Raw genomic sequence first — 15003 nt, 5'->3', positions numbered from 1 at the left:
TCTATGACAGATAACAATCACGTGCACAAACAGCCTCTGCCTTCCCTCGCGATTGCCGCGATCGGGGTGGTGTTCGGCGATATCGGCACGAGCCCGCTGTACTCGCTGAAAGAAGCCTTCAGCCCGGCACATGGCATTCCGCTGACCGATCAATCGATTCTGGGCGTGATCTCGCTGCTGTTCTGGGCGATCGTGATCGTGGTCAGCATCAAGTACGTCTTGTTCGTGATGCGCGCCGACAACAACGGCGAAGGCGGCGTCCTCGCGCTGATGGCGCTAGCGCTGCGCTCGCTCGATCAGAAGTCGAAAATGGCCGGCTTGTTGATGATGCTCGGCATCTTCGGCGCCTGCATGTTCTATGGCGACGCGGTGATTACGCCCGCCATTTCGGTGATCTCGGCGGTCGAAGGTCTTGAGATCGCGGCGCCCAATCTGTCTCATCTGGTATTGCCGCTCACGATGGTGATCCTCGTGCTGCTGTTCTGGATTCAGCGGCACGGAACGGCGACCGTCGGCCGCCTGTTCGGTCCGATCATGGTGCTGTGGTTCCTCGTGCTCGCTGCGCTGGGCCTGTGGCACATCCTGCAGTCGCCGAACGTGATCAGCGCGCTGAACCCGTATTACGCCTACACCTTTATGGCTGCGCATGTGCTGCAGGCCTACGTGGTGCTCGGCTCGGTCGTGCTGGTGCTGACCGGCGCCGAGGCGCTCTACGCCGACATGGGTCACTTCGGCGCCAAACCGATCCGGATGGCGTGGTACTGCCTGGTGATGCCCTCGCTGGTGCTCAACTATTTCGGTCAGGGCGCGCTGCTGATGCACGACCCGAAGGCGATCGAAAACCCGTTCTTCCTGCTTGCACCGGATTGGGCGCTGCTGCCGCTTGTGGTGCTCTCGACGGTGGCGACCGTGATCGCGTCGCAAGCCGTGATTTCCGGCGCCTATTCGTTGACGAGCCAGGCGATCCAGCTCGGCTACGTGCCGCGCATGAAGATCCTGCACACGTCTGAACTGGCGATCGGCCAGATCTACGTGCCGGTCGTGAACTGGATGCTGCTCTTCATCATTCTGTGCATCGTGATCGCGTTCAAGAGCTCGGATAATCTTGCCGCCGCGTACGGTATTGCGGTGACGGCCACCATGGTGATCACCACGGTTCTTGCCTGCGTCGTCATGGTGAAAGTATGGAACTGGAACAAGTTCCTCGTGGCGCTGATCATCGGCGTGTTCATGGCGGTCGACCTGGGCTTTTTCGGCGCCAATCTGCTCAAGGTCGCGGAAGGTGGATGGCTGCCGCTCGGCATCGGTGCGCTTCTGTTTTTCCTGCTCATGACGTGGTTCAAGGGCCGGTTGATCGTCAAGGAGCGCACGGCGGCTGACGGTATTCCGCTCATGCCGTTCCTGCAAGGGCTGCTCGCGCATCCGCCGCATCGCGTGTCGGGTACGGCGATCTACCTGACGGGTAGCGATTCGCTCGTGCCGGTGAGCTTGCTGCACAACCTGAAGCACAACAAGGTGCTGCATGAGCGCACGATTTTCCTGACCTTCGTGACGCTCGATATTCCGTATGTGAATGACGCGGAACGCGTGACGGTGAAGGATCTCAACGGCGGCCTGTACCTCGTCAAGGCGGCGTACGGCTTCAACGAAACGCCTGACGTGAAGGCCGTGTTGCTCGAGGTCGGCCGCACGCACGACATGACGTTCGAGATTATGGACACGTCGTTCTTCCTGGCGCGCGAAACGGTGGTGCCGACGCAGTTGCCGGGCATGTCTGTGTGGCGCGAACGTGTGTTCGCATGGATGCATCAGAACGCCGCCAAGCCGACGGATTTCTTCAGCATTCCGGCCAATCGGGTGGTGGAACTGGGAACGAAGATCGAGATCTGAGGCGCGGGCCTCAGGTTCGTGAGCGCCTCGCATGCCGAGGCGCGGTAAGCACCAGCCGATAAAAAAGCCCACGCACGTGCGTGGGCTTTTTTTTGCCGTTTTGTCGCTGCTCAGTCTCGTGAGCGTCAGCGCGTGGGTGAATCACGCGCTGGCGAACCCGCTTACTTCTGCTTGAGCTTGGCGAATGCGGCGGCCATGGCGCCGCCTGCCTCCGGCTCACGCGAGCGCTGTTGCTGCGCGCCGCGTCCGCCGCCGCTACCACCACCCGAGCGGCTGGAGCCGCCACGATCCTGCTGGGCGCCACCGCCGCTGCGCGGCGCGGCCGCCGCGCCGAACTCGTCGTCCAGGCGCATGGTCAGCGCGATACGCTGGCGCTTCACGTCGACTTCCAGCACCTTCACCTTGACGATCTGGCCAGCCTTGACCACTTCGTGCGGGTCCTTGATGAACTTCGTCGACATGGCCGACACGTGCACCAGACCGTCCTGATGCACGCCGACATCGATGAACGCACCGAAGGCCGCCACGTTCGTCACGACGCCTTCGAGCACCATGCCCGGCGTCAGATCGCTGACTTTCTCGACGCCTTCGCGGAAGGTCGCGGTCTTGAACTCGGGGCGCGGGTCGCGGCCCGGTTTTTCGAGTTCCAGCAGAATGTCGCGCACGGTCGGCAGGCCGAAACGTTCGTCGACGAATTCCGCCGGCGACAGGCCGCGCAGCGCGTCGCGATTGCCGAGCACTTCGCCGACATGCTTGCTGATCTTCGCGAGCATGCGCTCCACGACGGGATACGCTTCCGGGTGAACCGACGAGCGATCCAGCGGATTCTCGCCGTTGTTGATGCGCAGGAAACCGGCTGCCTGTTCGAAAGTCTTGTCGCCAAGGCGCGGCACCTTGCGCAGGTGTTCGCGCGACGGGAACGGGCCGTTTGCATCGCGATAGTCGACGATGTTGCGCGCCAGCGTCGCGTTCAGACCCGACACGCGAGCCAGCAATGCGACCGACGCCGTATTGGCATCCACGCCGACCGCGTTCACGCAATCCTCGACCACCGCGTCGAGCGAGCGGGCCAGTTCGCGCTGATTCACGTCGTGCTGGTACTGACCCACACCGATCGCCTTGGGTTCGATCTTCACCAGTTCCGCCAGCGGATCCTGCAGGCGGCGCGCAATCGACACGGCGCCGCGAAGCGACACGTCCATGTCCGGGAATTCCTTCGCCGCGAGTTCGGAGGCCGAGTACACCGACGCGCCGGCTTCCGAGACGACGATCTTCTGCAGCTTGAACTCGGGATGACGCGCGATCAATTCGCTCGCCAGCTTGTCCGTTTCGCGCGACGCCGTGCCGTTACCGATACTGATCAGCTCAGCCTGCGTCTGTGCGCAGATGCGCGCCAGTTTCGCGATCGAGCCGTCCCAGTCGCGGCGCGGCTCGTGCGGATAAATCACGTCGGTGGCGAGCACCTTGCCGGTCCGATCGACCACCGCGACTTTCACGCCGGTGCGCATACCCGGATCGAGGCCAATCACGGCCTTCGGTCCCGCCGGCGCGGCCAGCAGCAAGTCCTTCAGGTTGCGTGCGAACACGCGAATCGCTTCGTGTTCGGCCTCGTCGCGCAGATTGGTCAGCAGTTCGTTTTCGATGTGCGGCTGCACCTTCACGCGCCAGCACCAACGGCACACGTCGGCGAGCCACTTGTCGGCCGGGCGGTTCTGATTGGCGATGCCGAAGTGGCGGGCGATCAATGCTTCGCCCGGATGCGGCACCTGCGCGTCGAGCTCTTCGCCCAAACCCAGCTTGACCATCAGCACGCCCGCATTGCGGCCGCGGAACAGGGCCAGCGCACGATGCGACGGCACGGTCCTGATGGTTTCCGCGTAGTCGTAGTAGTCGCGGAATTTCTCTTCTTCCGCGTTTTCCTTGCCTTCGACCACTCTCGACGACACCACGCCCTGGTTGAACATGTAGTCGCGCAGCTTGCCGAGCAGATCCGCGGTTTCGCCGAACTGTTCGGAGAGGATGTCGCGCGCGCCGTCGAGCGCGGCCTTGATGTCGGCGACGCCTTTCTCGGCGTCCACATAGGCGGCGGCCTCGGTTTGCGGGTCGAGCAGGGGATTGGCCAGCAGCGCGTCGGCGAGCGGCTGCAGGCCGGCTTCGCGGGCGATCTGCGCGCGCGTGCGGCGCTTCGGCTTGTACGGGAGATACAGGTCTTCCAGCACCTGCTTGCTGTCGGCGCCTTCGATCGCGGTGCGCAGTTCGTCGGTGAGCTTGCCCTGCTCGTCGATGCTCGCGATGATCGCGGCGCGCCGGTCTTCCAGCTCGCGCAGATACAGCAGGCGCTCCTCGAGATTGCGCAGTTGCGTGTCGTCGAGATTGTCGGTCACTTCCTTCCGGTAGCGGGCGATGAACGGAACAGTCGCTCCTTCGTCGAGAAGTTGCACCGCGGCCGCGACCTGGCGCGGCTGGACGGACAGTTCGGCGGCGATGCGCTGTACGATCTTGAGTGCTACGGTTTCCGTCATAAGGTCTTGGTGTTCCTGCTACTCAATCAAAGGTCGCGCGGGAATCGCACACGCCGCACACGCCGGCCCACGTCGGGCACGTCGATGCACGCTGGGCGTGCGCGCTGCGACCAGGTTGCTGGAGCGGGGCATTTTGCCATAAATGCAAAAGGGCTCAACCGCAGGGTGATAGAATTTCGGGCATGTTCCGCTGACCATTTACGACGTTGCCAACCTCTTTGTCCCTCAACCGCCTGGGCTCCTGCTTGTCACAATTGCCGCCTTTCTTGTCGCCGCGCCTCGCGTGCTCCTCGTTCGTGTCGGCGGCGTGGTCCGTGTTCAAGTCAGCGCGCCCGTCCAATGGGATGTTTGTCGCTTCGGGCGCCTTGTGCGTGATGGTCGCTTCGCTGGCCCTGTCGGCGCCGGCCGTGGCGCAATCCGCCGCGCCGCTCGTGGCCGCCAGCAGTCTCGCGCCGGTTGCCGCTTCGGGCGCGTGGGCAGCGAGTCCGGCGGGCGTAACGAGCACCACGAGCACCACGAGCACCACGAGCACCACCTCAGGCGCGAACAATGCCGGCGGCGCTGGGAATGCCGATAGCGCGGCATCGCCCGAGAGCGCATTCGACGCCCGGCAGAAAGTCCTCGATCGGCGCACGGAGGAAAACAACTACCGTTACGCGGTCGCCGAACACGATTGCTACAGTAAGTTCTTTGTCAACCACTGCCTGAACAAGGCGCGCGACAGCATGCGTTCGGTGCAGGCCGATATTCGCAAGGAACAGCTCGCGCTCGACGGCGAACAGCGTGTTCAGCACGCCCGCGAGCGTGACGAGCAGGCAGCGCTCAAACGCGCGCAAGACGAAGCCAGCGCGCCGCAGCGCGCCGCTGACGACGCCCGCAACGCACAGGCTTACGAAGACAAGCAGCGCCAGCACCAGCTCGACCAGGCGCAGCGCGCGGCCGAGGCGCCGCAACGCAGCGCCAACGCGCAAGCCTATCAGCAGAAGCAGCAACAGCACGCGCTGGATCAGGCGCAGCGCGGCATCAGTCCGTCGCAAGCCGCGGCCAACAGCCAGGCATACGATCAGAAGCAGGGCGATTTCCAGCGCAAGCTCAATGAAGCGCGTCAGCAGGGTGCGCAAAAGGCGCAGGAGCGCGTCGAGAAGCAGCAGACCTTCGAGAAGAAGCAGGCCGACGCGGCGCAGCACAAAGCCGACGTGGAGGCCCGTCAGAAGCAGGCGGCCGAGAAAGCCGAGCAGAAGCGTCAGGACCAGTTGAAAGAGCAGCAGCAACTTGAAGAACAGCAAAAGCAGCAACAGCAACAACAGTAGGTGTGCTGTAGCGGGTTCTGGTAGGGTAGCAGCCAGACTGTAGTCGCCGTAACGCGTTTTAAGCCGGACAGCAACCTCAGGCATCGGGCTGCACACGCAGCTCGCGCCGCTTACGAGAGGAGGCGAGCATGCGCGATCCAAATCACGTCGTCACCGCGGACACATTGCGCGACCGTATTCTGCAACTGGAATCGGAGCATAGTGGGCTCGATCGCTTGATCGACCGAATGTCGGATGAGCCCGGCATCGACGACTTCGAGTTGCAGCGCCTGAAAAAGCGCAAACTCAAAGTCAAGGACACCATCATCTTGCTGCAATTGCAGCTCGAACCGGACGCACGCGCCTAGGTTCGCGGCCTGGCAGGTGCCGGGTCGCGCCGCGCGCGCCGGACTTTGCAGGAAATGCTTGCCTTGAATTCACCGCTTGAAACTTCACCACGCGCCACCGCGGGCGACGACGCCCAGGCGGCCGGCGCTCCGGCGGCCAGCACGCCGGCGCCGCGTCCTCCCGCGTCTGCGCTCTCCGCGTCGTTGAATCCGCGCCGCGTCGCCGAACTGGACGATATCTTCGCCGACAATGGCCTGCTCGCCCGTCAGATCGACGGCTATCGCTCGCGCGCTTCGCAGATCGAGATGTCGCGCGCCGTCGCGGCGGCCATGGAAGCGTCGGGTCGCGCGATGCCCGAGCCCGCGATGTTCGAGGCGCAAAAGCGTCCGGCGCGTCGTCTGCAATCGCCGGGCGCGGATGCCGCCGCTGAAGCGCCCGATAGCGACGAATCGAGCGGTCTCGACGGCGGCGAAAACACGCTGATCGTGGAAGCCGGGACCGGCACCGGCAAGACCTATGCGTATCTCGTGCCGGCCATGTTGTGGGGCGGTAAGGTGATCGTCTCCACCGGCACCAAGCATTTGCAGGATCAGCTTTTTCAGCGCGACATTCCGACCGTTCGCGATGCGCTCGCCGTGCCGGTATCGGTGGCGATGCTCAAGGGCCGCGCGAACTACCTGTGCCATTACTATCTGCAGCGCACGGCGGATAACGGCCGTCTGCCGTCGCGCCAGGAAACCTCGTATCTGCAGGACATCGTTCGCTTCGCCAAGATCACGCGCACCGGCGACAAGGCCGAACTCGCGAGCGTGCCGGAAACGGCGGCGGTGTGGTCGATGGTCACGTCCACGCGCGAAAACTGTCTCGGCCAGGAGTGCCCGCATTACAAGGAGTGCTTCGTGATGCAGGCGCGCCGCGAGGCGCAGCAGGCCGACATCGTGGTGGTCAATCACCATCTGTTCTTCGCCGACATCATGTTGCGCGATACCGGCATGGCTGAATTGCTGCCCACGGCCAACACCGTCATCTTCGACGAAGCGCACCAGTTGCCGGAAACCGCGACGCTGTTTTTCGGCGAGACGCTCTCCACCACGCAATTTCTCGAGCTCGCGCGCGATTCCGTGGCGGAGGGCCTGGGTCATGCGCGCGAATCGGTCGACTGGGTGAAGCTCGGCTCGACGCTCGAGCGCGCGGCGCGCGACGTGCGGCTCGCCTTCAAGGAAGACTCGGTGCGCCTGTCGATCGGTCAGTTGCCCGACGATCATCCGTTATTCCCCGCGCTCGAAACGCTGGAAGCCGAGCTCGACGCGTTGACGTCCGCGCTGTCCGGGCAGGCCGAGCGCGCCGAATCGATCGGCGCGTGTTTGCGTCGCGCACGCGAGTTGCAAGGTGTGCTCGCGGGCTGGACCACGCCGCCCACCGAGACTGAGCGCGCAGCCGTGGATGCCGTTGCGGCTGACGCCAGGGCCGAACGTGCCGATCCGAATGAAAAGGTGCGCTGGATCGAAGTCTTCGCGCATACGGTGCAGTTGCACGAAACGCCGCTGTCGGTCGCGCCGATCTTCGCGAAGCAGCGCGCCGGCGTGCCGCGCGCGTGGATCTTCACTTCGGCGACATTGTCGGTGCGCGGCGACTTCACGCACTATGCGGCGCAGATGGGCCTGAACGCAAAACGGTCGATGACGCTGCCGAGCCCCTTCGACTATCCGACGCAAGGGCTTCTGTACGTGCCGCGCAATCTGCCGCAGCCTTCGTCGCCAATGTTCACCGACGCCGTGTTCGACGCAGCATTACCCGCGATCGAAGCTTCGGGCGGCGGCGTATTCATGTTGTGCACGACGTTGCGCGCGGTGGACCGCATCTCGGCCAAATTGCGCGACACCATCGAGGCGCGCGGCTGGAACTATCCGCTGCTCGTGCAGGGCGACGCGAGCCGCACCGAGTTGCTCGATCGCTTCCGTGCGTACGGCAATGCGATTCTGGTGGGTAGCCAGAGTTTCTGGGAAGGCGTGGACGTGCGTGGCGATGCGCTCTCGCTGGTCGTGATCGACAAGCTGCCGTTTGCGCCGCCTGACGACCCGGTGTTGTCGGCGCGTCTGGATGCGCTGACGAAGAAGGGCTTGAGCCCATTTGCCGTCCATCAGTTGCCGCAGGCTGTGATTACGCTCAAGCAGGGCGCAGGCCGTCTGATTCGCGCTGAGACCGATCGCGGCGTACTGATGATCTGCGACACGCGTCTCGTCGATAAACCGTATGGACGCCGTATATGGCAGAGCCTGCCGCCCTTCAAGCGCACACGTGAAATCGAAGTCGTGCGCGAGTTCTTCGAAGAGAGTGCGGCGCCGACTCAATAGGTGATTAAGTGAATGCCGTTGTAAAAAACGGTTTCTAAATGACAAAACGCCACGGATGTGAATCCGTGGCGTTTTGCTTTACTGCCTCGGGAAATCGAGGTGATTTCCCTGAGCAGTTTTCGCCCAGAGGCGAACCCTATGCGACAGCTTACTGGCTTGCGCCCGAAGCCGGAGCAGCAGCCGAAGCAGCAGCGCCTGCGTCCGAAGCAGCGGTCGTAGCCGAAGCAGCAGCGTCGCTCGCAGCAGCAGCAGCACCCGACGCAGCAGCAGCAGCGTCCGAAGCAGCGGCAGCCGGTGCCGAAGCGGCAGCAGCGTCGCTAGCAGCCGGTGCAGCGGCTTGATCGTTGCTCTTGTTGCATGCAGCCAGTGCCACAGCTGCCAACAGGGATGCTACGAGGAGGGATTTCTTCATGATCACGTCCTTTTATGGTTAAAGGTAAGCAACAGCGCAAAATAATACCGGTAATGTGCTCCAACACCGACCTGGGCCGCTGGTGGAGACGCTCTTTTGACGAGCTGGAATCTTCCCTACGGCTTGGGCGGAAATTATATGCACTTTCGTACTGACAATCCATAAATCCGGGGTCAATACGTTGTCTTTCTCATACAAAATTTCACAGTACGGTATAACAGGCAGGCAGAGTTACGCAAGCTCGCCCACTTGTATCCAGCCCGCACGATACCACTCGTGCAGCAGTGCTGTCACCGACGAATCGTGTGAGAGTGTTACAAAGCGTTTCGCACTCATACACCGGTGGTCAGCGAGGTCAAACAACCACTTTTTTGCGCCATCAAACGGCGTTTCCTCTCCATTTACGAAGAAAAAACGGCGGTTGTACAACAAATTAGTCTTGCGGTCCAGCCGAATGCCTGACTTCGATGCCTGACTGATGAAACGGGCTTCATTGAGTGGTCGTTGCGGCGGATCAAAGACGACACTCGGCTTGGGTTCGCTGAGGTACGCGCCAAGGAACGATGCAATGTCCTGCTCATCCCATTTCACGCCCGCAAGGATCGCGCCAACGCGTTCGATCAGTGCAGCGGGCAGCTCTGCCGGACGATCGACGGCCGGTTGTCGCGGATCGCGATAGAGCGCATTGGGGCGCGCAACCGACTCGCCGCGCTCGGCCAGATGGTAAAGGAACTGCGCGGTCAACTCACCCTCGGACGGCGCGCGAAAACCGATCGAGCAGGTCATGCATTCGCCTTCGGCGACACCGTCGTGCGCAATATGCGGCGGCAGGTACAACATGTCGCCCGGCTCGAGCAGCCATTCCTCTTCCGCCTCGAAGTGCTGTAAAACTTTCAACGGCAAACCCGGTTGGAGTGTCAGATCTTTCTGCGCACTGATCCGCCACCGGCGCTTGCCTTTTACTTGCAAAAGAAACACATCGTAGGAATCGAAGTGGGGGCCGACACCTCCGCCATCGCTTGCATACGAAATCATCAGGTCGTCCAGACGCGCGTCCGGCACGAAGCGGAAGCGGTCGAGCAAGGCGCGCGCGCGATCGTCGTAAAGGTCCACGCCCTGCACGAGCAGCGTCCAGGCGCGCTGCTTGACCGACGGCAGTTCATCCGGCGCGAACGGGCCGTGCTCCAGTTGCCACTTGTTGCGAAAGTGCGTGATCAGACGCGCTTCTACTTCGTCCTGATCGGCCAGCTCGAAAAACTCGTCGCGCGACAGCGGCGCTTCCACGTTCGGAATCGCCTGGCGGATCAGCAGAGGCTTCTTCTGCCAGTACCGGCGCATGAATTGCGACGGTGTCAGATTGCCGAGCAACGGCGTGGGTGTGTCAGGCGAGGGCGGGAGACCCGGGCGAGCCGGCTTTGAAGCCGGCGAAGAATTCAGTGCCGAAGCTGCATCGGCCGGGTGGTCAGTGGGCCGCTTGGGCATCGTATAATGTGAGTTGTATTCTGGAGAATCGAATGAAAATCGCAAAGAACACCGTCGTGTCGGTCGCTTACAAGCTATCGGATGCGCAGGGCAATCTGATCGAAGAAAGCGACGAGCCGATGGTCTATCTGCACGGCGGCTATGATGGCACGTTCCCCAAGATCGAGGAAGAGCTCGACGGCCACGAGGCCGGCTTCGAGACACAGATCCAGCTTGAGCCGCAAGACGCGTTCGGCGAGTACGACCCCGATCTCGTGAAGATCGAGCCGCGCGATCGCTTCCCGGAACCGCTCGAAGTCGGCATGCAATTCGAAGGCACGCCGGAAGAAGGCGATGACGATCTCGATTCGCTCGTCTACGTGGTGACCGACGTGGCGGAAGACAAAGTCGTGCTCGACGGCAACCATCCGCTCGCCGGCATGGCGCTGCGTTTCGCGCTGACCGTCAAGGACGTGCGTCCGGCTACGGAAGACGAAATCCAGCACGAACACGCGCATGGCGCCGACGGCCTCGAAGTCCTCGATGACGATGACGACGAAGCCGACGACGACAAGTCAGGGCCCACGCTGCACTGAACTCGCGGGCGTGCCGGGAGCGCCTGAAGGCGCACCTGGCGCCGCGGGTGAGTGCGGCAAAACCGTCGAGGCGGGCGGGCCGGACATAGGGGGCCCGTACTCGCCGTTGCCTTCATCCACCGGTCTGTGCTGCTGCGGGTCGGGTTGCTGCTGCCCAGGCGTCTGCAACAACGGCGGTAACTCGGAAGCGGGACCTAACGCCGGTACGGCCGGCATCGAAGCGGCCGGCTCTTCGCGTTGCGGCGCCGGCGGCGCCGTTGGCATCGGCATTTGCTTCGGCACGTCGCGCACACTTACGCGGAACGGCGGCTTCTTGCCGAGGTCCGCATCAATCTGAATCCACTGGTTAAGACGATCATGCGGCGCAAGCGCGACACGTGTGAGGTTCGTCACCAGCATTCCCTTGTCATTGCGTAGCGGCTGATCGATCACGAAGCCGGTGCTCGTGCGTTCTTCGTCGCAATGAATCACCAGCACCGGTCCGCGAAAAATCTGCGCGAGTTTGACGAGGCTGCGTTTGAACTCCAGAAAACCGTCGCGGCGCGTGTTGCGCGCAAAGCGCAGCCACGCGAAACGGTCGGGCCGTTCGTAGCGTTCCGGATCGGGGTCACCCTGAATGAACACGACAATTGCACGCGCCTCGCGGCGTTTCGCGTATTCGCCGGCGTGTTCGAGCCAGAATGCATTGGCGATCACCCGGTCTTCGAACTCGCCATTGCGGCCGCCCGCGGTCAGATAGTGATTGTTCGGGCTCGGCGCGTTCAGACCGACAAACACCGTATCGCCGACTTGCCAGCGCACGTTTTCCCGGAACGGACGAAAGCGCGACACTTCACTCTCGCGCGTTAAAGCGATCGGGTTCTGACCCATCGAGGTGGAGTCGGTGAACAGGGTCTGGCGTAGTTGATCGAGCCGCTCGACCGGGTCGAAGCCGCCGGCCTCAGCCGTGCCGCAGTCGGCCCAGTCGTGCTGCCCCGGAATGAAGAAGAGGGCGGGCCGCGACGTTTCGAGCAGGGCATGGCGCCGTTCATATAGCGCATCGCGGCAGGCTTCTTTTGCGCCCTTCAGATTGCCGTCGTAGACAATGAACGATAGGTCGCGGTCGCGGCTGATTGCCTCGATCAGACGTTGCGTGGGTGCTTCGTCGGCGGGGCTTTGCAGCGTGCTGGCGATAACCGCGAAGGCAAAGCGCGGCGCTTCGGCCTGCGCGGGCAAAGCAAACGCCGCCAGCGACAAGACCGATACGAGCGACAAGCGCGAAGTAAGTCCGTCGGTGAGCGTAAGGGCGACGGTCAGCGCCGCGCAAAGTTTGCGCGGGCGCTGCAAGGGCCTGTGTGCGTCAATGATCGGCATCCGACGCGGCGGCCAGGTCGTGCAGTTCGTACAGCAGATCGAGCGCTTCGCGTGGCCGCAGGTCGTTCGGGTCGATTGCGCGCAGACGTTCGACGAGTGTCTGCATGGCCGGCGACGCCGCCGTTGCTCCTCGCTTGTCGTCGCGTTCGTCGCGTTCGTCGTCGGCGTCTTCGACCAGCATGGGCATCGGGGCGGCGAACAGATCGAGCTGCGGGGCGGGTTGCGCCGCCGATTGCTGTTCGAGGTGCGCGAGATGCTTGCGGGCCGCGCGAATCACCGCGTTCGGCACACCCGCCAGTTGCGCGACTTGCAAACCATAGCTCTGATTCGCCGGCCCTTCGCTGACCGCATGCAGGAACACGATACCGTGCCCATGTTCGACGGCCGACAGGTGCACATTGGCCGCGTGCGGAAACTCGGCGGGCAACTGCGTCAATTCGAAGTAGTGCGTGGCGAAGAGCGTATGGCAGCCGTTGTGTGAGAGCAGGTGCCGCGCAATGGCCCACGCCAGCGCGAGGCCGTCGAACGTCGACGTGCCGCGCCCGATTTCGTCCATCAGCACGAGACTTTGCGGGGTTGCGTCGTTCAGGATCGCCGCTGCTTCCGTCATCTCCACCATGAAGGTCGAACGGCCGCCGGCCAGATCGTCCGCTGCGCCGATTCGCGTGAAGATGCGATCGATCGGCCCGAATGCCGCGCGGCGTGCGGGCACGTAGCTGCCGACGTAGGCCAGCAACGCGATCAGCGCGGTCTGCCGCATGAAGGTCGACTTACCGCCCATGTTCGGGCCGGTGATCAGGAGCAGTTTGCGCTCGGGTGTGAGCGTGCAGTCGTTAGCGATAAATTGCTCGACCTGCGCTTCGACGACCGGATGGCGGCCCTGTTCGATTTCGATGCCGGTATCCGGCGAGAACGTTGGCGCGACCCAGTCGAGTGCGCGGGCGCGTTCGGCGAAGGCAACCAGCAGATCGAGTTCGGCCAGTGCCGCTGCGACCCGCTGGCAGTCCGGAATAAAAGGCAGCAGCGCCTGCAGTAACGCGTCGTAAAGCGAGCGTTCGCGGGCCAGCGCGCGTTCCTGCGCGGACAGCGCCTTGTCTTCGAAAGTCTTCAGCTCCGGCGTGATGTAACGCTCGGCGTTTTTCAACGTCTGACGGCGGCGGTAATCGTCCGGCACCTTGTCGGTCTGGCCGCGCGTGACTTCGATATAGAAGCCGTGCACCTTGTTGTATTCGACGCGCAGATTGCCGATGCCGGTGCGCGCCCGTTCGCGTGTTTCGAGGTCGATCAGGAACTGCCCGCAGTTCTCCGAAATATCGCGCAACTCGTCGAGTTCGGCATCGTAGCCGCGGGCGATCACGCCACCGTCGCGCACCATCGCGGCCGGCTCCTGCGCGACCGCGCGCCTGAGCAGTTCGACGCAGGCTTGCGGCGGCTCCAGTGACGCGTCGATACGCGCCAGCGAATCCGCATTGGACGAAACGGCCGCGAGTTGCGTGCGCAGATCGGGCAAGGCGATGAACGTATCGCGCAGGCTCGACAGATCGCGAGGCCGTGCCGACAGCAGCGCGAGACGCCCGGTAATCCGCTCGATGTCGGAAATCTGCCGCAGTGCGCCGCGGAGCGTGTCGACGCCTGCGCCCGGCGGCGCGTCGAGCAATGCGCCGATGGCCTGCTGACGCGCTTGCGCCACGGCGGCTTCGCGCGGCGGATGATGCAGCCAGTGGCGCAACAGACGGCTGCCCATCGTCGTGCAGCAGGTGTCGAGCAGCGAACACAGCGTGGGCGATTCGGTGCCGCGCAGCGTTTCGGTGAGTTCGAGATTGCGGCGCGTGGCGGGGTCGAGCCCGATATATTCGGACTCGTACTCGACCTTCAGGCTGCGCACGTGACGCAATTGCTGGCCTTGCGTGGCCGCCGCATACAGCAGCAGCGCGCCGGCCGCGCCACATGCCGCCGTCAGCGAGTGCGCGCCGAAGCCGTCGAGGCCGGCCACTTCCAGCTGATCGCACAGACGCTGCGTGCCCGAGGCGATATCGAAGTGCCAGACCGGCACGCGGGTGAGGGCGCCGGCGTTGACGGGCGGCGTCCAGCTCGCGGAGTCGGCGGGCGCATCGGCCACCAGAATTTCCGCGGGACGAATCCGCTCGAGCGCGGCGGCCACCTGGTCGGGCGCCACTTCGGCGAGGCGCAATGCGCCGCTCGCCAGATTCAGCCACGCGAGCCCGACGCCCGTTGCAACGCCGCGCCGGTTATGGGCGACGCACAGCGCCATCAGGTAGACGTCGCTCTTGTCGGACAGGAGTGCTGCGTCGGTCAATGTGCCCGGCGTGACCACGCGCATCACCTTGCGCTCGACGGGTCCCTTCGACGTAGCCGGATCGCCGATCTGTTCGCAAATCGCGACGGATTCACCGAGCTTCACCAGCTTGGCCAGATACTGTTCGACCGCGTGATGCGGCACGCCCGCCATCTTGATCGGATTGCCCGCCGACGCGCCGCGCTGCGTCAGTGTCAAGTCGAGCAGACGCGCAGCCTTTTCCGCGTCTTCGAAAAAGAGCTCGTAGAAGTCGCCCATCCGGTAGAACACCAGTGTGCCCGGATGATCCGCCTTGATGCGGAGATACTGCTGCATCATTGGCGTGTGTTGTGCGACGTCATTGGCCGCTGCGGTTTGAATGCCCATCCTCGGTGTCTTTTTGCGTTAGCTGTTCAGGGCGTGAGTTTAACCTGCCGGCGCGGCGAGCGGACCCTGGCCGGATGGCCAATCGTCACGCAGCC

The 15003-nt window shown here is 63.4% G+C and carries 10 protein-coding genes; 5 read left to right on the top strand and 5 right to left on the bottom strand.

Annotated elements, in window-relative coordinates; all coding sequences use genetic code 11:
* Positions 1–3: 3 nt before the first annotated feature.
* Positions 4–1890 carry a potassium transporter Kup gene (locus DSC91_RS18630; protein ID WP_115780321.1) on the top strand — a complete coding sequence of 629 codons (1887 nt, stop codon included), beginning with the start codon at positions 4–6 and terminating at the stop codon, positions 1888–1890.
* Between the two features lie 161 nt (positions 1891–2051).
* Here the strand turns inward: DSC91_RS18630 and DSC91_RS18625 are convergent, their stop codons facing one another.
* A complete protein-coding gene (locus tag DSC91_RS18625; RefSeq protein ID WP_115780320.1) occupies positions 2052–4412 on the bottom strand; it encodes a Tex family protein in 2361 nt (786 codons plus the stop codon).
* A 344-nt stretch (positions 4413–4756) separates the two neighbouring features.
* Between DSC91_RS18625 and DSC91_RS18620 the strand changes: the two genes are divergently transcribed.
* The 3 genes from DSC91_RS18620 (at position 4757) to yoaA (ending at position 8403) form a co-directional block, all read left to right on the top strand.
* Positions 4757–5722, top strand: coding sequence for a hypothetical protein (locus DSC91_RS18620; protein ID WP_115783327.1), 966 nt, complete (start codon positions 4757–4759; stop codon positions 5720–5722).
* 128 nt (positions 5723–5850) lie between these two features.
* Positions 5851–6069 carry a DUF465 domain-containing protein gene (locus tag DSC91_RS18615; RefSeq protein WP_115780319.1) on the top strand — a complete coding sequence of 73 codons (219 nt, stop codon included), beginning with the start codon at positions 5851–5853 and terminating at the stop codon, positions 6067–6069.
* Between the two features lie 63 nt (positions 6070–6132).
* On the top strand, positions 6133–8403 hold the full coding sequence (yoaA, locus tag DSC91_RS18610) for a DNA repair helicase YoaA (protein WP_115783326.1): 2271 nt from the start codon (positions 6133–6135) through the stop codon (positions 8401–8403).
* A gap of 148 nt (positions 8404–8551) precedes the next feature.
* On the opposite strand, the gene DSC91_RS18605 is transcribed toward yoaA, so the two are convergent.
* Together DSC91_RS18605 and DSC91_RS18595 are read right to left on the bottom strand one after the other, a co-directional pair.
* A complete protein-coding gene (locus DSC91_RS18605; protein WP_115780318.1) occupies positions 8552–8815 on the bottom strand; it encodes a hypothetical protein in 264 nt (87 codons plus the stop codon).
* A gap of 231 nt (positions 8816–9046) precedes the next feature.
* A complete protein-coding gene (locus DSC91_RS18595; protein WP_115780317.1) occupies positions 9047–10297 on the bottom strand; it encodes a cupin domain-containing protein in 1251 nt (416 codons plus the stop codon).
* Positions 10298–10329: 32 nt separating this feature from the next.
* On the opposite strand from DSC91_RS18595, the gene DSC91_RS18590 reads away from it, so the two are divergent.
* Positions 10330–10872, top strand: coding sequence for an FKBP-type peptidyl-prolyl cis-trans isomerase (locus tag DSC91_RS18590; protein WP_115780316.1), 543 nt, complete (start codon positions 10330–10332; stop codon positions 10870–10872).
* On the opposite strand, the gene DSC91_RS18585 is transcribed toward DSC91_RS18590, so the two are convergent.
* Complete coding sequence (locus DSC91_RS18585; RefSeq protein WP_115780315.1) at positions 10852–12225, bottom strand: hypothetical protein; 1374 nt, start codon at positions 12223–12225, stop codon at positions 10852–10854. The two genes, DSC91_RS18590 and DSC91_RS18585, sit on opposite strands and share 21 nt — an antisense overlap.
* A complete protein-coding gene (mutS, locus tag DSC91_RS18580; RefSeq protein ID WP_115780314.1) occupies positions 12212–14908 on the bottom strand; it encodes a DNA mismatch repair protein MutS in 2697 nt (898 codons plus the stop codon). Before mutS ends, DSC91_RS18585 begins: the two co-directional genes overlap by 14 nt.
* Positions 14909–15003: the final 95 nt, after the last annotated feature.

The organism is Paraburkholderia caffeinilytica, from assembly GCF_003368325.1.
GTDB classification, from domain to species: Bacteria; Pseudomonadota; Gammaproteobacteria; order Burkholderiales; family Burkholderiaceae; genus Paraburkholderia; species Paraburkholderia caffeinilytica.
The sequence above is the reverse complement of the archived record's forward strand: the minus strand, read 5'-3'. Positions and strand labels throughout refer to the sequence as shown.

What these genes read in the sequence shown, in the direction of transcription:
- DSC91_RS18585 (WP_115780315.1), bottom strand. Translation starts at nt 12,225, where the DNA reads ATGCCGATCATTGACGCACACAGGCCCTTGCAGCGCCCGCGCAAACTT.
- DSC91_RS18625 (WP_115780320.1), bottom strand. Translation starts at nt 4,412, where the DNA reads ATGACGGAAACCGTAGCACTCAAGATCGTACAGCGCATCGCCGCCGAA.
- mutS (WP_115780314.1), bottom strand. Translation starts at nt 14,908, where the DNA reads ATGGGCATTCAAACCGCAGCGGCCAATGACGTCGCACAACACACGCCA.
- DSC91_RS18630 (WP_115780321.1), top strand. Translation starts at nt 4, where the DNA reads ATGACAGATAACAATCACGTGCACAAACAGCCTCTGCCTTCCCTCGCG.
- DSC91_RS18595 (WP_115780317.1), bottom strand. Translation starts at nt 10,297, where the DNA reads ATGCCCAAGCGGCCCACTGACCACCCGGCCGATGCAGCTTCGGCACTG.
- DSC91_RS18590 (WP_115780316.1), top strand. Translation starts at nt 10,330, where the DNA reads ATGAAAATCGCAAAGAACACCGTCGTGTCGGTCGCTTACAAGCTATCG.
- DSC91_RS18615 (WP_115780319.1), top strand. Translation starts at nt 5,851, where the DNA reads ATGCGCGATCCAAATCACGTCGTCACCGCGGACACATTGCGCGACCGT.
- DSC91_RS18605 (WP_115780318.1), bottom strand. Translation starts at nt 8,815, where the DNA reads ATGAAGAAATCCCTCCTCGTAGCATCCCTGTTGGCAGCTGTGGCACTG.
- DSC91_RS18620 (WP_115783327.1), top strand. Translation starts at nt 4,757, where the DNA reads ATGTTTGTCGCTTCGGGCGCCTTGTGCGTGATGGTCGCTTCGCTGGCC.